The organism is Pseudomonas ceruminis (assembly GCF_021602025.1).
Classification (GTDB): Bacteria; Pseudomonadota; Gammaproteobacteria; order Pseudomonadales; family Pseudomonadaceae; genus Aquipseudomonas; species Aquipseudomonas ceruminis.
On sequence record NZ_BQHW01000017.1, the window covers coordinates 18,845 to 40,331 of the forward strand.

Annotated in this window: 21 protein-coding genes; 8 read left to right on the forward strand and 13 right to left on the reverse strand. The window is 62.0% G+C overall.

Annotated elements, in window-relative coordinates; all coding sequences use genetic code 11:
* The first annotated feature begins 72 nt into the window (after positions 1-72).
* The 5 genes from L6D80_RS18755 to L6D80_RS18775 all read left to right on the forward strand — a co-directional run bounded on the left by L6D80_RS18755 (position 73) and on the right by L6D80_RS18775 (position 4,706).
* The gene (locus L6D80_RS18755) at positions 73-1,095 is read left to right on the forward strand and encodes a DUF5924 family protein (protein WP_176514664.1); all 1,023 of its coding nucleotides are present in this window, start codon (positions 73-75) and stop codon (positions 1,093-1,095) included.
* 127 nt (positions 1,096-1,222) lie between these two features.
* Complete coding sequence (locus L6D80_RS18760; RefSeq protein WP_054902180.1) at positions 1,223-2,356, forward strand: ABC transporter permease; 1,134 nt, start codon at positions 1,223-1,225, stop codon at positions 2,354-2,356.
* Entirely contained in the window at positions 2,353-3,144 is a 792-nt protein-coding gene (locus L6D80_RS18765) for an ABC transporter ATP-binding protein (RefSeq protein ID WP_054902181.1), read from the forward strand. The genes L6D80_RS18760 and L6D80_RS18765 overlap by 4 nt, the downstream gene beginning before the upstream one ends.
* Before the next feature lie 3 nt (positions 3,145-3,147).
* Positions 3,148-4,086, forward strand: a complete 939-nt coding sequence (locus L6D80_RS18770) for an MlaD family protein (protein WP_054902182.1) — start codon at positions 3,148-3,150, stop codon at positions 4,084-4,086.
* The gene (locus L6D80_RS18775) at positions 4,083-4,706 is read left to right on the forward strand and encodes an ABC-type transport auxiliary lipoprotein family protein (protein WP_176514666.1); all 624 of its coding nucleotides are present in this window, start codon (positions 4,083-4,085) and stop codon (positions 4,704-4,706) included. The genes L6D80_RS18770 and L6D80_RS18775 overlap by 4 nt, the downstream gene beginning before the upstream one ends.
* Here the strand turns inward: L6D80_RS18775 and L6D80_RS18780 are convergent.
* From L6D80_RS18780 to L6D80_RS18805, 6 genes are all read right to left on the reverse strand, one after another.
* Positions 4,688-5,917, reverse strand: a complete 1,230-nt coding sequence (locus tag L6D80_RS18780) for a nucleoside recognition domain-containing protein (RefSeq protein ID WP_176514669.1) — start codon at positions 5,915-5,917, stop codon at positions 4,688-4,690. The genes L6D80_RS18775 and L6D80_RS18780 overlap by 19 nt on opposite strands.
* Positions 5,918-6,046: 129 nt before the next feature.
* On the reverse strand, positions 6,047-7,375 hold the full coding sequence (gene gltP, locus L6D80_RS18785) for a glutamate/aspartate:proton symporter GltP (protein WP_054902185.1): 1,329 nt from the start codon (positions 7,373-7,375) through the stop codon (positions 6,047-6,049).
* Positions 7,376-8,110: 735 nt separating this feature from the next.
* Complete coding sequence (locus tag L6D80_RS18790; RefSeq protein WP_054902186.1) at positions 8,111-8,581, reverse strand: inhibitor of vertebrate lysozyme family protein; 471 nt, start codon at positions 8,579-8,581, stop codon at positions 8,111-8,113.
* A gap of 2 nt (positions 8,582-8,583) precedes the next feature.
* On the reverse strand, positions 8,584-8,745 hold the full coding sequence (locus L6D80_RS18795) for a DUF1328 domain-containing protein (RefSeq protein WP_003252966.1): 162 nt from the start codon (positions 8,743-8,745) through the stop codon (positions 8,584-8,586).
* Positions 8,746-8,787: 42 nt separating this feature from the next.
* Positions 8,788-9,072: a hypothetical protein gene (locus tag L6D80_RS18800; protein ID WP_054902187.1), complete on the reverse strand. Its 285-nt coding sequence runs from the start codon at positions 9,070-9,072 to the stop codon at positions 8,788-8,790.
* Between the two features lie 176 nt (positions 9,073-9,248).
* Complete coding sequence (locus L6D80_RS18805; RefSeq protein ID WP_176514670.1) at positions 9,249-10,070, reverse strand: BON domain-containing protein; 822 nt, start codon at positions 10,068-10,070, stop codon at positions 9,249-9,251.
* A 209-nt stretch (positions 10,071-10,279) separates the two neighbouring features.
* On the opposite strand from L6D80_RS18805, the gene algB reads away from it, so the two are divergent.
* Positions 10,280-11,626 (forward strand): sigma-54-dependent response regulator transcription factor AlgB, encoded by a 1,347-nt coding sequence (gene algB, locus L6D80_RS18810; RefSeq protein ID WP_054902189.1) that lies wholly within the window; start codon positions 10,280-10,282, stop codon positions 11,624-11,626.
* Positions 11,623-13,401 carry a KinB sensor domain-containing domain gene (locus L6D80_RS18815; protein WP_054902190.1) on the forward strand — a complete coding sequence of 593 codons (1,779 nt, stop codon included), beginning with the start codon at positions 11,623-11,625 and terminating at the stop codon, positions 13,399-13,401. Before algB ends, L6D80_RS18815 begins: the two co-directional genes overlap by 4 nt.
* Positions 13,402-13,422: 21 nt before the next feature.
* Here L6D80_RS18815 and L6D80_RS18820 read toward each other — a convergent pair whose 3' ends face one another.
* From L6D80_RS18820 to L6D80_RS18850, 7 genes are all read right to left on the reverse strand, one after another.
* A complete protein-coding gene (locus L6D80_RS18820; RefSeq protein WP_176514672.1) occupies positions 13,423-15,042 on the reverse strand; it encodes an EAL domain-containing protein in 1,620 nt (539 codons plus the stop codon).
* 87 nt (positions 15,043-15,129) lie between these two features.
* Positions 15,130-15,906 carry an N-acetylmuramoyl-L-alanine amidase gene (locus tag L6D80_RS18825; protein WP_198756814.1) on the reverse strand — a complete coding sequence of 259 codons (777 nt, stop codon included), beginning with the start codon at positions 15,904-15,906 and terminating at the stop codon, positions 15,130-15,132.
* A gap of 65 nt (positions 15,907-15,971) precedes the next feature.
* On the reverse strand, positions 15,972-17,903 hold the full coding sequence (locus L6D80_RS18830; RefSeq protein ID WP_176514681.1) for a GGDEF domain-containing protein: 1,932 nt from the start codon (positions 17,901-17,903) through the stop codon (positions 15,972-15,974).
* Positions 17,904-18,000: 97 nt separating this feature from the next.
* Positions 18,001-18,855 (reverse strand): endonuclease/exonuclease/phosphatase family protein, encoded by an 855-nt coding sequence (locus tag L6D80_RS18835; RefSeq protein ID WP_054902194.1) that lies wholly within the window; start codon positions 18,853-18,855, stop codon positions 18,001-18,003.
* A 12-nt stretch (positions 18,856-18,867) separates the two neighbouring features.
* Positions 18,868-19,503, reverse strand: a complete 636-nt coding sequence (gene dsbA / locus L6D80_RS18840) for a thiol:disulfide interchange protein DsbA (protein WP_176514683.1) — start codon at positions 19,501-19,503, stop codon at positions 18,868-18,870.
* Positions 19,504-19,656: 153 nt separating this feature from the next.
* Positions 19,657-20,274: a c-type cytochrome gene (locus L6D80_RS18845; protein WP_054902196.1), complete on the reverse strand. Its 618-nt coding sequence runs from the start codon at positions 20,272-20,274 to the stop codon at positions 19,657-19,659.
* A gap of 31 nt (positions 20,275-20,305) precedes the next feature.
* Positions 20,306-20,608: a c-type cytochrome gene (locus tag L6D80_RS18850; protein ID WP_054902268.1), complete on the reverse strand. Its 303-nt coding sequence runs from the start codon at positions 20,606-20,608 to the stop codon at positions 20,306-20,308.
* A 193-nt stretch (positions 20,609-20,801) separates the two neighbouring features.
* Here L6D80_RS18850 and yihA point away from each other — a divergent pair, with 193 nt between their 5' ends.
* Positions 20,802-21,434, forward strand: a complete 633-nt coding sequence (gene yihA / locus L6D80_RS18855; RefSeq protein WP_054902197.1) for a ribosome biogenesis GTP-binding protein YihA/YsxC — start codon at positions 20,802-20,804, stop codon at positions 21,432-21,434.
* Positions 21,435-21,487: the final 53 nt, after the last annotated feature.

Here is a 21,487-nt window from a genome sequence, read left to right on the forward strand (position 1 = left end):
AGTACCGGCCCTGTCGCGGTTTTACCGTGAAAAGGCCGGCACAGCCACCTCCTCACTCCCGTCGTATAGCCAATGCCCCCGATCCCCCATTTCGTCCAGCGCATCATCGAGCTGCTCAAACGCTACCCCGGCATCATCGCGCTCGGCGGTTTTCTATCCGGTATCGGCAGTTTCATCCTGGTCGACCGCCAGGCCAGCCTGGCCAGTTGGGTGGCCATTCTCATGCTGGTCAGCTGGGTCTGGCTGATGCTGGAAAACACCCTCACCGGCCTGTTTGCCCGTACCTTCAAACGCGAAATCCCACAGCCACTGTTGCGCTACGCAACGCAGATGATTCACCAGGAAAGCCTGTTCTTCGTCCTGCCGTTCTTCTTCATCACCACGACCTGGAACAGCGGCCAATTGGTGTTCACCGGCCTGCTGGGGGCTGCCGGGTTGGTCTCGATCGTCGACCCGCTGTACTACAAGTGGCTGGCCCCGCGCCGCTGGCTGTTCCTCGCATTGCACACCCTTACCCTGTTCGCCGCACTGCTCACCGCGCTGCCGATCATCCTGCACCTGACCACTGCGCAAAGCTTCAAGCTGGCGTTGATCGCCGCCATGGCGCTGTCATTCCCAAGCCTCGCCAGCAGCTTCCCGATCAACAATTGGCGTCGCGGCGTGGCGCTGGTGTTGGTGACCTTGGCCGTGGGCGGTGGCGGCTGGCTGCTACGCTCGTGGGTGCCACCCGCCACCCTGTGGATGACCGAGGTGGCGGTAAGTACCGAGGTGCTCAACCGTCAGCCCGGTGAATCCCTGGACGAAATTGCCGCCAGCCGCATTCGCAGCAGTGGCCTGTACGCCTACACCGCCATCAACGCCCCGCGCGGCCTCAACGAGCGGATCTACCACGTGTGGCAGAAAGACGGCCAGGAAGTCGACAGGATCGCCCTGGACATCCATGGGGGTCGCAAGGAAGGCTACCGTGCCTGGACCCACAAGCAGAACTTTCCGCCCAATCCGGTCGGCAAATGGCAGGTACGGGTGCTGACCGAAGATGGTCAGGTCATCGGCGTGCTGCGCTTCAAGGTGGTCGACGACGCGCCAGCTGGTTGAGTGATCTGCAGGCACTGGGCCCCTCGGAAGGGGCTGCACAGCAGCCCCAGGTTCGACGTTCAGCACATTCTCTACAAACCGCTCCATGCGCGCTGCGCTATGATCAGCCTCTACGCCAGTCAGATGCATGGAGCCTATGACCACCCCCAGCGCCACCCTGGACACCAGCCGCCAACCGGCCTGCCTGCGTATTGCCGGTGACTGGACCCTGGCTCACTACGCCAGCCTCAAGCGCGACAGCGAGCGCTTGCGCGCCCAATACAGCGCCGATGCCATCGCCGACCTCAGCCAGCTGGGCCGCCTGGACACCGCCGGCGCCTCGCTGCTGGCCGAACTGCTTGGCGCCGAACGCCTGTCGCGATGCACCAACGACCTGCCCGACGCCAGCCGCGCTCTGCTCAAGACTGTCTACAGCTCGGTGCAGGACTATTGCATCCCGGTCAAGGCGCCAGAGCGCAACGTGCTGCTGCAACTGCTGGAGCGCATTGGCTGTGCAGTCGGCACGCTCTGGCAGGACACCCTGCAATTGCTCGGCTTCATCGGCCTGATCCTGGAAACCTTGCTGCGCCGCCTGCTGCAACCGCAGCGTTGGCGTGTCACACCGGTTGTCGCGCACATCGAACAGACCGGCCTGGATGCCGCGCCCATCGTCGCCTTGCTGACCTTTCTGGTGGGTGCAGTGGTGGCCTTTCTTGGCGCCACGGTGCTGGCCGACTTTGGCGCAACGGTGTTCACCGTGGACTTGGTGGCGTTTTCGTTCCTGCGTGAGTTTGCCGTACTGCTGACCGCCATTCTCATGGCCGGCCGCACCGCCAGCGCCTTCACTGCGCAGATCGGCTCGATGAAAGCCAACGAAGAGATCGACGCCATCCGCACCCTCGGGCTCAACCCGATCGAACTGTTGGTGGTCCCCCGGGTACTGGCGCTGCTGATTTCGCTGCCATTGCTGACCTTCCTCGCGATGATCTGCGGCATCGTCGGCGGCGCGGTGGTCTGTGCTCTGTCACTGGGCATCTCGCCGGCCATGTTCCTGTCACTGCTGCAAAGCGACATCGGCGTGCAGCACTTTATCGTGGGCTTGGCCAAGGCACCGTTTTTCGCCTTCCTGATCGCTTCCATTGGTTGCCTGGAGGGGTTCAAGGTCAGCGGCAGTGCCGAGTCGGTCGGCGCACACACCACCTCCAGCGTGGTGCAATCGATTTTCGTGGTCATCGTGCTGGACGCGGTGGCAGCGTTGTTCTGCATGGAGATGGGCTGGTGAGTGGCCGTGAAGCAGTGATCGAAGCCCGAGGTATCTGCAACCGCTTCGGCAGCCAGGTCGTGCACGAAAACCTCGACCTGGATCTGTACCGTGGCGAGATCCTGGCCGTGGTCGGCGGTTCGGGTAGCGGCAAGTCGGTATTGCTGCGCAGCATCATCGGCCTGCGCCGCCCCACCGAAGGCCAGGTCAACGTGTTCGGCGAAGACCTCGCTGCACTGCGCGAGGCGCAACGCTCGCAGGTTGAACGTCGGTTCGGGGTGCTGTTCCAGAAGGGCGCGCTGTTCTCTTCGCTGACGGTGACGGAAAACGTCGCGCTGCCCTTGATCGAGCACGCCGGCCTGTCGCGCGCCGATGCCGAGCACCTGGCCGGGGTCAAGCTGGCCCTGGCCGGGTTACCGATTTCCGCCGCCGACAAGTACCCCTCTTCGTTGTCCGGTGGGATGATCAAACGCGCCGCGCTGGCCAGGGCGCTGGCGCTGGACCCCGACATCCTGTTCCTCGACGAACCCACAGCCGGCCTCGACCCGATCGGTGCGGCGGCCTTCGACCAATTGATCCTCACCCTGCGCGATGCGCTGGGCCTTAGCGTGTTTCTCATCACCCACGACCTGGACACCCTCTACACCATCACCGACCGCATCGCGGTGCTGTCGCAGAAAAAGGTGCTGGTCGCCGGCCCCCTGGCCGAAGTCGAGCAAACCAACGACCCGTGGATTCACGACTATTTTCACGGCCCACGTGGGCGGGCAGCCGAGCAGGCCGCCACCATCGCCGGGCAGGAGCGCTGAACAATGGAAACCCGAGCTCATCATGTTCTCATCGGCCTGGTCACCGTGCTGGTGGTCGTCGGTGCCATGCTGTTCGGCCTGTGGCTGACCAAGTCCAGCGTCGACGATGCCTTCAAGGATTATGAGGTGGTCTTCAACGAGGCCGTCTCGGGGCTGTCCCGGGGCAGCCCGGTGCAGTACAACGGCATCAAGGTTGGCGACGTGTCCACCCTGCGTCTGGACCCAAAAGACCCACGCCGGGTGCTCGCCCGTGTGCGCCTGAGCGGCGACACGCCGGTGAAAGAAGATACCCAGGCCAAGCTCACCCTGGCCGGAGTTACGGGCAACTCGTTCATCCAGCTCAGCGGCGGCACCCCGCAAAGCCCTGAGCTCAAAGGCAAGGATGGCAAGCTGCCGGTCATCGTCGCATCACCCTCGCCCATCTCACGCCTGCTCAATGACAGCAGTGACCTGGTGACCAACATCAACCTGTTACTGCACAACGCCAACCAGATGTTCTCGGAAAGCAACATCGACCGCCTGAGCAATACCCTGGCCAATCTGGAACAGACCACTGGCGCCTTCGCCAACCAGAAGGGTGGTATTTCCTCGGCGATCGAACAGTTGGCCCAAGTCGGTAAACAGGCCAATGCCACCTTGGCCGAGACCCAGGCGCTGATGCGCAACGCCAATGGCCTGCTCGGCACCGAAGGCAAGCAAGCCATCGGCAGCGCCGAACAAGCCATGCAGTCGCTGGCCGAAAGCACCGCGACCATCAACAGCCTGCTCAAGGACAACCGCCAGTCCATCGATGATGGCGCACAAGGCCTGAACCAACTGACACCTGCCATCCGCGAACTGCGCGAAACCCTCAATTCACTCAAGGGCATTTCCCGGCGCCTGGAGGCTGACCCGAGTGGCTACCTGCTAGGCCGCGACAACAACAAGGAGTTCCAGCCATGAACCTGTCGCTGCGCCTGCTGGCCCTGGCGGCCGCGCTGAGCATGACCAGCGCCTGCTCGATCCTGCCCCAGAGCGAACCTGTGGATATCTACCGGCTGCCGGTCAACCAGGCCAGCCACAGTGCCACGCCGGTGGACTGGTCGCTGCGCCTGAACAAGCCGCTGGCCAGCGAAGTGCTGGCAGGGCCACGCATCGCGGTGATCCCTCAGGGGGATGTGATCAGCAGCTATAAAGGCGCGCGCTGGAGCGACCCCGTGCCGCTGCTGGTGCGCAACCGCCTGCTCGATGGCTTTCAGCGTGACGGCCGTGTTCAGCGGCTGAGCGCCGACGACAGCAACCTGCAGGCGGACTACGAGCTGGCCGGTGAGCTGCAGGCGTTCCAGAGCGAATACCACGCAGGCGGCACGGTCGAAGTGGTGATCCTTTACGACGCGCGCCTGGTCCAGGGACGCAGCCAACGCATCCTCGCCAGTAAACGTTTCGAGGTGCACCAGCCCTTGGCCGACAAGCAGGTTTCAGCCGTGGTGGCAGGTTTCGGAGCGGCCAGCGATCAACTGGCCGTGCAGGTGGTGAACTGGGCCGTGGCCCAGAGCACCCAGGCTCAGGCGAAGAACCAGTAGCAGACCAGGATCGCCGCAATCACCCCGGACAACTCCGCCAGCAAGGCGCAGCCCACAGCATGGCGGACACGTTGGATGCCAACGGCGCCGAAATACACAGCGAGCACGTAGAAGGTGGTTTCGGTGCTGCCCTGCACGGTGGCGGCCACCAGCGCCGGGAAGCTGTCCACGCCGTGGGTCTGCATGGTTTCGATCAGCATGGCCCGCGCCGCGCTGCCGGAGAACGGTTTGACCAACGCGGTCGGCAAGCCCTCGACGAAGCGAGTGTCCATGCCCAACCAGTCCACCGCATGGCGTATGCCGTCCAGCGCAAGCTCGAGTGCCCCCGAGGCCCGCAGAACACCAACGGCCACAAGCATGGCCACCAGGTAGGGCAGCAGGCTTTTGGCGACATCGAAACCTTCCTTGGCTCCTTCGACAAAGGCCTCATACACTTTCACCCGCTTCAACGCCCCAATCACCAGGAACAGGATGATTACGCCGAACAGCGTGAGGTTGCCGAGGATCGACGACAGGCTCGCCAGCGCCGCCGCCGACAAGGTGCCGAGGAACGCCATGAAGCAACCGAGCAACAATGCCCCGGGGATCAGGTAGGCGAGCACCACCGGGTCCCACAGACGCAGGCGCTGCATAACCGCCACCGACAGCAAGCCGACCAGGGTAGAGACGCTGGTGGCCAGTAGGATCGGCAGGAACACCAACGTCGGGTCAGTGGCGCCTTGTTGGGCGCGATACATGAAGATGGTGACCGGCAGCAGGGTCAGCGATGAGGCATTGAGCACCAGAAACAGGATCTGCGCATTGCTCGCCGTGGTACTGCTGGGGTTGAGCTCCTGCAGGGCACGCATGGCCTTGAGGCCGATCGGCGTGGCGGCGTTATCCAGCCCCAGGCCGTTGGCGGCAAAGTTCATGGTGATAAGCCCCAGGGCGGGGTGTCCAGGCGGTACTTCTGGCATCAGCCGGGCGAACAGCGGGCCGAGCACCTTGGCCAGCCATTCGACGATACCGGCCTTTTCGGCGATTTTGAGAAACCCCAGCCACAGGGTCAGGGTGCCGAACAGCAGGACCATCACCTCCACCGACAGCTTGGCCATGGCAAAGATGCTCTCGACCATCGCGGCGAATATGCCGGCGTTGCCACCAACCAGCCATTGGGTCAGGGCGCAAACGGCCGCCACCAGGAAAAAGCCGAGCCAAAGGCCGTTGAGCATCCGTGTGTTCCCCCTGAAAAATGCCTGAATGATAACGCACCGAAGACGCTTTAGCCGGCCCCGGCGAAGCGCCCCATGCAGACAACAAAAAACCCCGACAGGTCGGGGTTTCTCGTCAGTGCATCAGGCTTAGCGCTTGGCGGCTTCACCAACCACGGCGGTTTCCTTCTTGTCCGCCATCAGCGAGGCATAGTACTGCTCGCCCTTGGCAGCGTCGTACATGCCTTCCCAACGGGCAATCACCAGCGCCGCCAGGGCGTTGCCGATCACGTTGAGGGCGGTACGTGCCATGTCCATGATGCGGTCGACACCGGCGATGAACGCCAGGCCTTCGAGCGGGATGCCCACACTGCCCAGGGTCGCCAGCAGGACCACGAACGACACGCCCGGTACGCCGGCAATACCCTTGGAGGTGACCATCAGGGTCAGTACCAGCAGCAGCTGCTGGCTCCAGGACAGGTCGATGCCGTAGAGCTGGGCGATGAAGATGGCCGCGATGCTCTGGTACAGGGTCGAGCCGTCGAGGTTGAACGAATAACCAGTCGGAACCACGAACGAGCAGATCGACTTCGGCGCACCGTATTTTTCCATCTTCTCGATCACGCGCGGCAGCACGGTCTCGGAGCTGGAAGTGGAGTAGGCCAGGATCAGCTCATCTTTCATGATGCGCATGATCTTGATCACCGAGAAGCCGAATACACGCGCTACCAGGCCCAGCACCATGAAGGCGAAGAAGGCGATGGCGAAGTACACCAGCAGCACCAGCTTGGCCAGCGGCAGCAGCGAGCTGAAACCGAAGTTGGCGACCGTTACGGCGATCAGGGCGAACACGCCGATCGGGGCGTAGTTCATGATCATGTGGGTGACCTTGAACATGGTCTCCGACACGCCCTGGAAGGTACGCACCAGTGGCTCGCGCAGATCGGCCTGCAGGCTCGACAGGCCCAGGCCGAACAACACCGAGAAGAAGATGATCGGCAGCATTTCACCACGCATCAGCGCTGCGAAAATGTTCGACGGAATCAGGTTGAGCAGGGTTTCGATGAACGCATGCTCATGTTGCACTTCAGCGGCAGTCGCCTGGTACTTGGAGATGTCGACGGTACCCAAGGTACTCATGTCGATGCCGGCGCCAGGGTGGAACAGGTTTGCCAGGACCAGGCCAACGACGATGGCGATGGTGGTCACCACCTCGAAGTAGATGATGGTCTTCAGGCCGATGCTGCCCAGTTTCTTCGCATCGCCAACCCCGGCGATACCCACGATCAGCGACGAAATCACGATCGGGACGACGATCATCTTGATCAGGCGAATGAAGATGTCACCGGCTGGCTGGAGGACGTTGCTGATCCACCAGGCCTTTTCCGCACTGAAATGGTTCAGTAGCGCGCCGATTGCAACGCCCAGGACCAGACCGATGACGATCTGCCAGGCGAGGCTCAGTTTTGCCTTCTTCATGTCTTTACCCTTTGTTCTAGTGGTCACGGGCACCGACCGGAAAAGCGCGTAACAGAGCCGTTGGCAACGTCACGGGCAGCGTAGAGCTTCCGTCCGGAGACCTCATGTAAGGACACCGCGAGCGAGCGACAAGGCGCTCGGGCCAGCGAAAAGGCGGCAACTATTGCGATGGGAAGGAATGAAATCTAATGCCGGAAGCGCATACCACATACCGATTCGGCATACTGATCTGCGTCAAAATGAGGCACCCGCAACTCATTGATTTATAACGTTCGGAATCCCGAACAAGACCAAAGCGCCATATTTAGGCAGATTTGACCGTGTACGCGGAGGCGGATTGATGGCTTGTTCGACAATCCGAATGGCTGAAATGACACTTGTGCCAGCGTTGGATCAGGCGAAAAAAATTTGATGTACGGTCAAGACAAAATGTGTCTCGAACGCAAAATCCTGAAAGGAGGTGGGGAAAAGGTAGATGGCGCCTCGGAAGCCAGGTCGTGACGACGCACATCCGCACGTAAGACCTGAAGCTTCCGATTATGCCTTTCCTGACCCGGCCCAATTCTGGAGGCACTCCCTGTACCCCTAGGCCACTCCGATCCTGCAACGATCAGAACAGCCCGGCCCCTTGGTCATGTGCAGCCTCTCCTCGAGGCGGCGCATCATAGAAGCGAGAACGATAGAAAGGTTCCGCTTCTATCACGTGACAGTGCGCGACCGCTTGTCCGAAAACCCTCAGTACCAATTCGGGTCGCGCTTGAGCTGCTCCTGCAGCAATTTCTGCATGCCGTCATCCGGCTTGCCAATCCATGTGTACTGCGCATGACGGGTAGGCGACTTGTCGCTCGGCAGCCCCTCGGGCACCTCTACCAGCATCCCGTATGCTTCATCCTTGTCCCAACTGAATGCCACGATCAGACGCTTGTAGGTGCATTTGTCCTGGGATTCGCACAGCGGACCGACCAAGTACTTGTCACCGTCTTCGGTCACTGCAGACATCTGCTCCTGCGCGCTGCCCGTCAGGTTGATCACCCAGTCGGGCAGGCGTTCCTCGCCTTTGATCGCCTTCTGCCAGGTTTCCCGGTATTTGGTGTCCGAGCCGAGCAACTGATCGGCTCGGACTTGGCCATCATTGGCCGCCATTGCCCCTGCACTACTGCCCAACAACAGGGCAGCAGCCAGGGCTGTGCAAAGCTTCCTGCTCATCGTCAACCTCGACCCCGTCCAAAGAAGAAGGACGCCACGAACAGCACCAGGAAGACAATGAACAGGATCTTCGCGATACCCGTCGCGGCGCCAGCGATACCACCGAAGCCCAGGACTGCAGCGACAATGGCGATGATGAGGAAAGTGATAGCCCAGCTCAGCATGATGCTTCTCCTTTCTTTTTTGAAATCGGTCCAACCGCTGTCTCAGAACACCCAGCGCTGCTGGGGTACGACATTTTCAACAGTGGCCGGCGAGGTATTGGCCGAAGGCAGCGGTTCGGCTGCCTTTACCAATGTATTGGCACGTGTCGCCTGGATCTGCGTCAGCAGCGCAGTCTGCGCGGCAACCTGCTCGGCGAGTCGCGCGGTCTGCCAGCTGTAATAAAAGAGGCCTGCGGCCAACGTCAGCAGCAGCGCCATCCCTAATAAAAGGAACTGGCGCAATGGCAGTGCGGCATTCTGCGAGCGGTTGTCGGATTGGCGGTTCATGCCGGCTCTCCTGCTGTAATTTTTCTATTCAAACCTGAACAGTTAATTGCAGCCTGCGTGCCAGTCTTTGCTCACCCATAAAAACGTTATAAATCAATGAGTTACACAAACACCTCGTAGGGCTGAAGGACGTATCCTGCACGATGCCCTTCGTGACGTCGTGCTAATTGCACGATTCAGCCTTCAACCTTGGTGGCCACTTTGAGCAGGTCGGCATCCACCCCACGCACCCCGATAATCTGCCGGGCGATCTCTAGCGCAATGGTTTTCTGCTCATTGCTGACCACCTCACCGGACAGCCGCACCATGCCGTCATCACTGGCCACCTTGATATTCAGGCCGTCGAGGTTACGGCTGAACCGGAAACTGTTCTGGATCTTGTCGATTACCCACCGGTCGCTGGGCTGTGGTCCTGTGGGGGCGCCAACCGGCGTTTCCCGCGCCTTGGCCATGGCAGCGGTGTCCAGGCTCACCAGGTTGTTGACCAGGTGCACGCCATCGGTCGTTCGCGCCACGACCCCTGCCAGCTCCTTGGCTTCCACGCTGTCGACCCTGCCGCGCAGCGTCACCACGCCGTCGCTGCTTTGCACCTCGATGGGCGCCTTTTCGGTGGTACGGCTCCACAGCAACCGGGCGCGGATGACAGCGGCCAAGGTGGCGTCCTCCAAGCGCTGGGCATAGGCCCGCAATTCGAGCGGGCGCTCGACCAGCTCGGCATTGACCTTCAACTGGTTGTCGACCTGCTCGATTCCGCGGGTGGCCAGGGCAACGTGCTCGGCCAACTGGCGCTCTACCTCGTTTTCCACCTCGCCCGACAGACGTGCTCGCTGGCCATCGACCTCTACCTCGATGCGAAACGGATTGAGTATGCGGTTGAGCGCCAGCGCCGTTTGCAGGGACCCCTCCAGGCGCGCGTCGTCGACTTGATCGGCAAACACCGGGGTGCAAATGGACAGCAAACCAGCCGTCAATACGGCCATTCGAGTGGGAAAGGGCATGACTGCACTCCTTTTGTAGGCAAAATCTGAAAATAGTCGCAACCAATGTGCCAGCCTGGAGCTCTAACAAAATCATCGAGATATCGCGGCTTAGCGGCACTGTTGGGCCACTGGCTAGCATGCAAAGCACAGAATCCTTCAGAATTGACCATGCAACTTGCCCGATTTTTCCCACACTAATTGAAGACTTATCCTAAGGAGCGCTGGAAATGGAATCAGCCCAGGACAACCAAGGCCGCATTCTGCTGGTGGATGACGAGTCCGCTATCCTGCGCACGTTCCGCTACTGCCTCGAGGACGAGGGCTACAGTGTGGCCACGGCCAACAGCGCCGCGCAGGCCGAGGCGTTGCTGCAGCGCCAGGTCTTCGACCTGTGCTTCCTTGACCTTCGCCTGGGCGAGGACAACGGCCTTGATGTCCTGGCGCAGATGCGTATCCAGGCGCCCTGGATGCGCGTGGTGATCGTCACCGCCCATTCGGCGATTGACACTGCCGTCGACGCGATCCAGGCCGGGGCCGCAGACTACCTGGTCAAACCGTGCAGCCCCGACCAGCTGCGCCTCGCCACAGCCAAACAGTTGGAGGTGCGCCAGCTGTCTGCACGCCTGGAAGCATTGGAGGGGGAGGTGCGCAAGCCCAAGGACGGCCTCGATTCGCACAGTCCGGCAATGATGGCCGTACTGGAAACTGCCCGCCAGGTAGCCACCACCGATGCCAACATCCTTATTCTGGGCGAATCCGGTACCGGTAAAGGCGAGCTGGCGCGGGCCATTCACAGCTGGAGCAAGCGTTCCCGCAAGGCCTGCGTGACCATCAACTGCCCCTCGCTGAATGCCGAACTGATGGAAAGCGAACTGTTCGGCCATACCCGCGGCGCCTTCACCGGTGCCAGCGAGAGCACGCTGGGACGGGTCAGCCAAGCGGATGGCGGCACCCTGTTTCTTGACGAGATCGGCGACTTCCCACTGGCACTGCAGCCAAAGCTGCTGCGTTTCATCCAGGACAAGGAGTACGAACGCGTCGGCGACCCGGTAACCCGCCGTGCGGATGTCCGCATCCTCGCCGCGACCAACCTCAATCTGGAAGAGATGGTGCGCGAAAGCCGCTTCCGCGAAGACCTGCTGTACCGCCTCAACGTCATCACCTTGCACCTGCCGCCTCTGCGCGAGCGCAGCGAAGACATCCTGACCCTGGCTGACCGCTTCCTGGCCCGCTTCGTCAAGGAATACTCCCGCCCAGCCCGCGGCTTCAGCGACGAGGCCCGCGCTGCACTGCTCAACTACCGCTGGCCGGGCAACATTCGCGAACTGCGCAACGTGGTAGAACGTGCCAGCATCATTTGCCCGCAGGAACGCGTGGAGATAAGCCACCTGGGCATGGGCGAGCAACCCACCGGCAATGCGCCTCGGGTTGGCGCCGCCCTGAGCCTGGATGAACTCGAGCGCGCTCACATCGGTGCAGTGCTGGCGGCCAGCGACACGCTCGACCAGGCCGCCAAGACCCTGGGCATCGACGCGTCCACCCTGTATCGCAAGCGTAAGCAGTACAATCTATGAGATGGCCAATGAAGCTGCGTACGCGGCTTTTTCTTAGCATATCGGCGCTGGTGACGGTGGCGCTGCTGGGCCTGATGCTTGGCCTGGTCAGCGTGTTGCAGATGGCAAACATGCAACAGCAGTCGGTGCGCGACACCACGCATGTGCTTGAGGTAGGGCTGAAACTGCGGCAGAACCTGGGCGAGCAACTGACGCTCATGCTCGATGACGATACCACCCCGGAGAGCCTGCGGACCTTGCAGGAAAACTTCGAGCAACTGCTCACCCAAGGGCTGGCGCAAGGTGGTGAGCGCACCGGTTTCAGCAAGGCCAGCAGCAACTACCAGGCCTTCCTTCAGGCCTACCGCGAAAGCCCTGCACCCGCTCGCAGCCTCGGGGTGGATCAGCCCCTGGGGGCAGCCTTCAACCAGGTCCGCACCGACCTGCTCGATTCGCACCGGCAAGCGCTCGATCACATCACCCGCAGCGAAGAACGCACCCGGGGCCGCGCCTTGCTGGTCAGCGGCGTGCTCGGCCTGATGGGCTTGGTAGTCCTGGTACTCGGCTTCATTACCGCACACAACATTGCCCGCCGCTTCGGCCAGCCCATCGAGGCGCTGGCCAAGGCCGCAGATGAACTTGGGCGAGGTAACTTCGAGGTCACCTTGCCGGTCACCCAGGCCATCGAACTCAACCAGCTGACCCGACGCTTCGGGCTGATGGCCGACGCCCTGCGCAAGCACCAGGCCACCAATGTCGATGAGCTACTGGCCGGCCAGCAGCGCCTGCAGGCAGTACTCGACAGCATCGACGACGGCCTGCTGATCATTGACCGCCAAGGGCTGCTGGAGCACCTGAACCCAGTCGCCCAGCGCCAGCTGGGTTGGAGTGACAGCCGCGTCGGCAGCGGCCTGGCCGAAGCCTTGCAGCGCCCCGAGCTCGAGCAACAACTGCGCCAGGTGCTGCGCGGCGGCAGCCTGGATCGCCCACCCGACGACCTGAGCATCGAGGTCGATGACGAATCACGCTTGCTGACCTACAGCCTGACCCCTGTCAGTCACCCGCAAGGGCCTATTCTGGGCGCGGTGATGGTGCTGCATGATGTGACCGAACAACGCGCTTTCGAGCGTGTGCGCAGCGAGTTCGTGCTACGCGCTTCCCACGAGCTGCGTACCCCGGTCACCGGCATGCACATGGCCTTCGGGCTGTTGCGCGAGCGCATCAAGTTCCCGCCGGAAGCACGCGAGCATGACCTGCTGGAAACCATCGGCGAGGAAATGCAGCGCCTGACCCAGCTCATCAACGACCTGCTCAACTTCTCGCGCTACCAGAGCGGCCTGCAGAAACTCGAATTGGCCCCCTGCGCCCTCGACGAGCTGCTTGAGCGCGCCCAGGCACGCTTCAGCGAGCAGGCCGCGCTCAAGCAGATCGACCTGATCAAGGACCTGGAGCCACCGCTGCCACGCATCCACGCCGATGTCGCCCAGCTGGACCGGGTACTGGACAACCTGCTGCACAATGCCATTCGTCATACGGCCAGCGGTGGGCGAATTCGCCTGCATGCACGTCGGCACGCCGAACGGGTGATCATCAGCGTCGAAGATAACGGCGAAGGTATCGCTTATGGCCAGCAAGGGCGCATCTTCGAGCCCTTTGTACAAGTCGGACGCAAGAAGGGCGGTGCTGGGCTGGGGTTGGCGCTATGCAAGGAAATCGTTCAGCTGCACGGCGGTCGCATGGGGGTGTTTTCGCGGCCAGGGCAGGGTACCCAGTTCTATATGGCGTTGCCCGTCTGATCGGGAGGGTCAAGGCGGCGCTCAGGGCTCATCATCGAGCCGCTGCCGCCTGACCTGCCGCCCACGCGTGACCAACTCGGCGAACTGGCGGGCATTGAGCGGGTGCGCGAACAGCCAGCCTTGCCCGTAATTGACCCCTTCGCTGTTGAGCAGCACCGCCTGGGCCTCGCATTCGATGCCTTCGGCGATCACCCGCAGATGCAGGTCGTGGGCCATGCGGATGATATGCGGTGCCACGCCGCTGCTGGCGGCATCGTGCCCCAGGGCATCTATGAACGCCTTGTCGATTTTCAGGCAATCCACCGGCAAAGTCTGCAGGTAGGCCAGGCTGCAGTACCCCGTGCCGAAATCATCGATCAATACCTGATGACCCACCGCTCGCAAGGCCTGCAGGTTATCGCGGGCCACCACTACGTCAATCAGACCCCGCTCAGTGACCTCGAACGCGATCTGGCTCGCCGCGACCCTGTGCAGCGCCAGTAATCGCGCAGCCACCCCGCCGATGCGCGGCACCATCACATCGCATGCGGCAAGGTTTACCGAAATGTACAGATTGCGATGCGAGCGCAGCAGCTGGCCGAGCTGCTCCAGCACCCGCTGCAGCACAAAATCGGTAATCTGCCGTATCTGCCCGGTATTTTCTGCGAGCGGGATGAACAGGTCCGGGCTGGTCAGCGTTCCGTCCGGGCGGCGCCAGCGCACCAATGCCTCGGCCCCCACACAGCGTCGGGTGTCGAGCTCGATGATCGGCTGGTACAGCACCTGCAACTCACCGCGGCGTAGCGCATTCTGTAGCTCCGAGCTCATCGAGCGCCGCTGCAGGATCAGTTGCAGTACCAGCCAGCCGATGCAACAGGCCGCCAGCACACTACCGGGGAACAACAGCCACAGCATGCCGTTCATTTTCAGCGGCAGGCTGGCCCGAGGGGCTATCAGTACCAGCTGGTAATCGGGCGATTTGGTCGGCATGCGGTAAATCAGGCGGTCCTGCATTTCGAACAGGGAGTTCTGGCTGGGCGGTGGCCAGTCGCTGGTCGGCGGCCAGACCTGGGGCGGGCCCAGCACCGGAATCGCCCGTGTGCCGTTGTCGAGCACCACCAACAAGCTGCCACCCGGCGGCAGGTCGACCACATCGGTCAAATGCCCCCGCGAGGTGGAAACCAGAAAATTGCCCCGTGCCAACATCAGCGCGGCAAGGTTTTCGTTGGGCTCGGTTGTGGTGTTCAGCCAGTAGCTGTAGGTGGGGCCCTGAAGATCGGGTGGCCGCGTGGGCACAAATGCTCTTGCTCCACCCCGATTGGAACAGGCGACGTTGGCGTCCACATAAGCCGCTTCATAGATGAAACGCGAACTCAGCCCGACCTGCTGCAACGCCGCCAACATCGCCGGGCTGCACCCACGCAGCGGTTGCGCCTGCAGGTCATCGACCCCTTCGCGCAGCTGTCCGAAGACCTGCTCAAGGCGATCGAGGAAGCGTTCGCCCTGGGCGTTCATCTGCGCACTCTCGCTCTGCTTCATCTGCTGCAGGGCAATGCCGATGCTCGCCGTGAGCAATACCGCAGCGCTGGCCAACGCTGCCAGAGTGGCCAGCATCCAGGGACGGTAAAAAAATTGGCGCAGTGCAGTTATCAGGGCCGACATGGGCAGCATCCAGTTGATATACAAGGTATAGCAACTGGATGGCGGATTGGCGTGGCCGTTTGGCGGAGTGCAGCGAAGCGCTCAGGCTCAGCGCATGCGGTTGAGCACCTGCAACATCGCTGCCGTCTGCGCATCCGGCATACCATCGAAGCGCTCAGGCCGGAAGTGCATCTGGAAAGCCGCGATCACGTGACGGGTGGCTACATCCAGCTGCCCCGTCTGTTCCACGGCGTAGCCAAAGCGTGCCAGCTCCTGCTGGTACCAGCCGACGGTCGGTGGGTTGTCGCTGAAGTAGGCTTGCTGGCGCGCCACCGCAGTGGGCTCCGGCCAGATGCCCAGCCCGGCATCGGCCAGGCGCTTCCAGGGGAACATCGGCCCCGGGTCAAGCTTGCGCAGCGGCGCGATGTCACTGTGGCCGATGATGTGCCGCGGCTCGATGTTGTTACGTTTGACGATGTCCTTGAGAAGAGCGATCAGCGCCTGGATCTGCGCTTCGCTGTAGGGGTACCAGACGCGACCGTTGGGAGTGGTATCGAACCCCGGGTTGACGATCTCGATACCAATGGAGCTGGAGTTCAACCAAGTCCGCCCCTGCCACTGGCTGTCGCCGGCATGCCAGGCACGACGGTTTTCATCGACCAACTGATAGACCGTGGCCGGGCCGTCGCCGATCAGGTAATGGCTGCTGACCTCGCCATGGGTGAGTAGCGCCAGCGAGCGCTCCAGCGAGGCATTGGTGTAATGCAGGACAACGAACTGGATGCGGTTGTCCTGGTTGGCCGAGGTGTGGCTGCGGTCGATACGCAGGCCGGTCGAGCAACCGGCCAGGGCAAGCAGCAGCAATGCGGAAAACAACGCTTTCATGGTGGAAGCCAGGTTGATGAGCTAGTAATGCAATAGCATAACGTATGCACGCACGGCTCACCCGTTCAGCTTTGTTCCACCCGATTACGGCCTAGGTCCTTGGCCCGGTACAGTGCCGCATCAGCACGTTTGAGCACCTGGTCGCCGCGCTCGCCTGAACGGAAGGCGCTCAGGCCGATGGACGCGGTGATCACTACCCGCTCACCCTTGAAGTGGAACGGGCAGGCTTCTATTGCCGCGCGCAGCCCTTCGGCAATCTTCGCGCCCGCAGCGGGTGAGGTTTGCGGCAGCAGCAGCACGAACTCCTCGCCACCAAAACGGGCGATGAAGTCACGCCCGCGCAGGCGCTTGCGCAGCTGGTCGGCAACGATCTTCAAGACCTTGTCCCCTGCCAGATGGCCGTAGCTGTCGTTGATGCGCTTGAAATGGTCAAGGTCGAGTATCGCCATCGCCAGGTGGCCACCGTTTTCATGCCAGTCGAGCAGTTCACGCTCGACCTGCTCGCTCCAGGCGGCGCGGTTGGGCAGGCCGGTCAGTGGGTCAATCAGGGCTTTCTGCCGCTGTTCTTCCAGGTGTTCACGGTAGCCAAGGGCCTCCTGCTCCATGTTCGCTACCCGTTCGGCCAGCCCTTGCAGGCGCCCGGCGAGTTCCTGCTCACGGCGATCACGCTCGTGCTGATGGTCGTCCATGGTAACCAACAGGCCTTCGAGCCGGTTTTCCAGAATTTGCTTGAGGCTGTCGACATCGGCTGCACCCTGCACACTGCTTTGCAGGCCATCGACTTGTTCACGCAACTGGCTGTCCAGTTCACGCGCGGCCGAACTGTTGTCGGCATGGCCTGCGCTGGCTTCGTGCAAATGGCTCTGGAAGCTTTCCAGGCGCTCGTTGATCTGCTGCAGGTAGGTCTCGAATTCGTGCTGGCCGCTGTCAGTGATGGCCAGCATGAGCACGGCCAGGTCATCGAGTACCGGGATCAACTCGTACCAGTTCAAGCCACGTGCTACACGCTCGCGCATCTCCAGGGCCTGGGCCTTGTGACGCTCCGGCAGGCTGAGGTCATCGAGCAGGCCGATCAGTGTCTGCTCGATGTGCGCGGCGACCTGGCTGTAGGGCGGCTCGACGGCGTCAGGGAGTGCGTAGGGGCCGTCTTCGCCGAAGGTTTCCTCAAGGGGCGCCAGGGCCAGTGTTTCGGCCGTGGGCTCTACAGGCTGCAACGGCAATACCGAAGGGTCAGCTTGCGCGCTGGGCGGCTTAACGGTTTCGACCGGCAACGGCACCGGAGGGGCCGGGTCAGGCGTGACCGCTCCCGGTGGTTCGACAGGCTCGGCTGGCACAGGCGAGCCCAGCGAGCGCAGTTCGTCGACATCACTTGGCGACAGATGCGCCACCCCGGGGCCATCCGGCAGCGGCTGTGGTTGTGCCTCGGTCAACGCACCGGCGGAAGTAGGCTCCGGTTGCGAAGCAGGCTCGCCGTCACGATTGCCGAACAGGCGTTGCAGAAGGCCTGGCCGGACCTCTTCCTGCGGCGTGTTCAAGGCAGAAAGCGCGCGCCCCTGCAGGCCACTGAGCTCACCCAGCAGTGGCGGTAATTCGCGCGACTGGCTGACCCCGCCATCGAGTTTTTTTGCCAGTTTCTTCAGTGGCCGCGAAACATCGCCGGGTAATGGCAGGCCCTGTAGCTGGGCGACCAGCGCGGTCAGTGCATCGCTGACCTGATTCATACGGGTTTCACGCCGCTGCTCGGAATCGAGCACAGCCTTTTCCAGGCGCGGGATCAACCCGGCAAGGCCAGCATCCATGTTGTCGCTACGGATGACCTCGCGCATCTCTTTCATGCACTGGTCGACCACCTTGTCGCTGCCTTCGGCGGCGAGGGTACTGCGCACCAGGCCACGGCGCAGCAGGTCGAGCCGTGCTTCCCAGCGTCGCTCGAGCTTTTCCTGCTGTTCGATGCTTTTGAGGTATTTTTCTTTCCAGCGCTCAGCTTCTTCGGTCATGCCTGGATCCGCGACAGGTGGTGCATCTGTTGGCTGTGATTACACGCTGTCGGCGCAGACCTCGAACACTTGAGGGAATTGAGACGCTTTAGCGGAGCTAGCGCAACGCCGGCAGCGTATCCGCCGTCAATGCATCCGGCAACCGGATTTCTACCGCCACCGGAAGATGGTCGGAAATCGGCTGCGCCAGCACCTCGACCCGCTCAAGGGTGAGACTGGGGCTGAGCAGGATGTGGTCCAGGCAACGCTGCGGTCGCCAACTGGGGAAGGTGGCCTCGACCTGCGGCGCGATAAGCCCCAGATCGCGCAGGGGGGAGTGGTCAAGCAGGTCATTGGCATGGGTGTTCATGTCACCCATCAGGATCTGGTGGCGGTAGCCGCCAATCAGTTCGCGAATGTAGGCCAGCTGGCGGGCGCGGGTCTTGGCCCCCAGTGCCAGGTGCATCATGACCACGATCAGCGCGTCCTGGCCTTCGCCGAAGCGCACCAGAATCGCGCCTCGCCCTGCAGGGCCGGGCAGGGGATGGTCTTCGAGCTGTTGTGGCTTGAGGCGGCTGAGCACACCATTGCTGTGCTGGGCGAAACGCCCAAGGTTGCGGTTGAGCTGTTGGTACCAGTAGGGGAAGGCCCCCAAGTGCGCCAGGTGCTCCACCTGGTTGACATAGCCAGACCGCAGGCTGCCGCCGTCGGCCTCCTGCAACGCCACCAGGTCGAAGTCGTTGAGCAGCTCGCCGATCTTCTGCAAGTTGGTGGCGCGCCCGTTGTGAGGGAGCAGGTGCTGCCAGCTGCGGGTCAGGTAGTGCCGATACCGTTCGGTGCTGATGCCCACCTGGATATTGAAGCTGAGCAGCCGCAGGCGACCATCCTCGGGCAGGCCAGGCGCCTGCAGGTGATGCTCGTTGACCTGCGGCTGATGCAAGCCAATGCCACGCTCGTTTCGCAAGCGGCGCATGGGGTTCGCCGCTTACTTAGCGGCGCGCTCCTTGTCGATCAGCTGGTCGGCTACATTCAGCACGCCTTCCGGCCCGCCAGCGGTACCCAGATCGAAGCGGTACTTGCCGTTGACCACCATGCTCGGAACGCCGCTGATTTCGTATTTCTTCGCCAGCTCTTTGGCCTGGTTGACCTGGCCTTTGATCGCGAAGGAGTTGAAGGTGGCGAGGAACTTGTCCTTGTCGACGCCCTGGGTGGCGAGGAAATCGGCCATATCGTTAGGGTCGGTGAGGCGCTTGTGCTGGTTCTGGATAGCATCGAACACAGCTGCGTGAACCTTGTGCTCCACGCCCATGGCTTCGAGGGTCAGGAACATCTGGCCGTGGGCATCCCAGGGGCCGCCGAACATGGCAGGGACGCGTTTGAAATTGACGTCTTTGGGCAGTTTTTCGACCCAGGGGTTGATGGTCGGTTCGAAATGGTAGCAGTGAGGGCAGCCGTACCAGAACAGCTCGACCACTTCGATCTTGCCAGGCACGGAGACCGGCACGGGGTTGCTCAGCTCGATATATTCCTTGCCGGCGGTGGCAGGCTCCGCAGCCTGTACGGCGGCCATACCGAATACGCTGGCGGCGACCAGCGCAGCGCTGAGAATCAGTTTACGCATGCTTTACTCCTGAGCAGTCATTGGTCGCCTCGACGCGACCTGTGCTGAGACAGGTCGGGAAGGGCCCGAGTTCTGTAGTGTACCGGCTGCGGACGTAAAAAAGGGCGGTCCGCACCGCCCTTTCATCTTTAGCGTTGCTGCATTAACTCAATGTTAATGCAGGCCCTGGATGTAGCTGGCCAGCGCTTCGATGTCATGGTTGCTCAGCTTGCCAGCAATGGTACGCATGGTCATCGCGTCACCGTCGTTGGTGCGGTTGCCTTCGCGGAAGTCGGTGAGCTGCTTGCTCACGTACTGCGAATGCTGGCCGCTCAGGTGCGGGAAGCCAGCAAGGGCGATACCTGCCCCGTTGGGCGAGTGGCAGCCGGTACAGGCCGGCATGCCCTTGTCCAGGTCGCCGCCGTTGAACAGCGCGCGACCCCGCTCGACCAGTTTGGGATCGGCTGCGCCAACGCTGCCTTTCTGGCTGGAGAAGTAGGCGGCGATATCGGCCAGGTCCTGGTCATTGAAGCTGGCCAGCATGCCGGTCATCTCCAGCACGGTGCGCTTGCCAGACTTGATGTCATGCAATTGCTTTTCAAGGTAGCGCTGGCCCTGGCCGGCCAGTTTCGGGAAATTCGGCGCCAGGCTGTTACCGTCCGGGTTGTGGCAGGCACCACAGACGGCCGTCTTGGCCTGGCCGGCGGTGGCATCGCCTTTGATAGGTTCCGCAGCATTGGCCGCACCTGCGACACCCATGGTCAACAGCAGACTCACGACTAGTTTGTTCATCAGCTAATCCAACACGGCTAAGGGTGAAATGTTATGTATCGGGGCTGCCGCTCATCCAAAGGATGACCAAACGGTAGTCCTCGGCACTGCAGTCCATGCACAATCCACGCGGCGGCATAGCCTTGAAACCCTGAGTTACATGCGCCATGAGTACCTCCATGCCTTGCGCCAGCCTTGGCTCCCACGCTGCCTGGTCACCCTTCTTGGGCGCCTGTGGCAACTGCCCGGCGTGACAGGCCGCACACGTGCGGTTGTACAACGCCTCGGGATCCTGTGTAGCCTGTGCGCTGAAAAACGGCAGGAACATACCGACAGCTAGCAGCCATTTCGCGATGCGAAACGACCTGACAGGGTTGGGGGACGCGCTGCGTTCTGATGCGCGAGCTATTGTTCGACACCCCATGCTCGATCTCCTTCGCTGGGAGAATGAGCACACAAAAACTGGGGCATTATATACTTCCGCCATCCAAACGGAAACGACACCGCTTGCCGGCCTAGGCTTTGGCAACACCCACATCGGAAATCCCATGCAAGTCAAGAACCCCATCCTCGGCCTCTGCCAGAAAGCCACATTCGCCCTCAGCGCTGCCAAGGTCGAACAATGCCCGGACGACCAGGGCTACGAGGTGGCTTTCGCCGGCCGTTCCAATGCCGGCAAATCCAGCGCCCTCAACACCCTGACGCATGCCAGCCTGGCCCGCACCTCGAAGACTCCAGGGCGTACCCAGCTGTTGAATTTCTTCAGTCTGGACGATGAACGGCGTTTGGTCGACCTGCCAGGCTACGGTTATGCGAAAGTCCCGATCCCGCTCAAACAGCACTGGCAGCGCCACTTGGAGGCCTACCTGGGCAGCCGCGAATGCCTGCGCGGCGTGATTTTGATGATGGACGTGCGCCATCCGATGACCGACTTCGACAAGATGATGCTCGACTGGGCCAAGGCCAGCGCCATGCCCATGCACATCCTGCTGACCAAGGCCGACAAGCTGACCCATGGCGCCGGCAAGAACACCCTGCTCAAGGTCCAGTCGGAAATTCGCAAAGGTTGGGGGGATGGCGTGACTATCCAGCTGTTCTCGGCACCCAAGCGCCTGGGGCTCGAAGAGGCCTACCGGGTGCTGGCGGGCTGGATGGCGCTGGAAGACAAGCCGGTGGCCTGAGGTGACTCCATCGCCGGCTTGCCGGCGATAGGGCCCAAATGACGGGCAAAAAA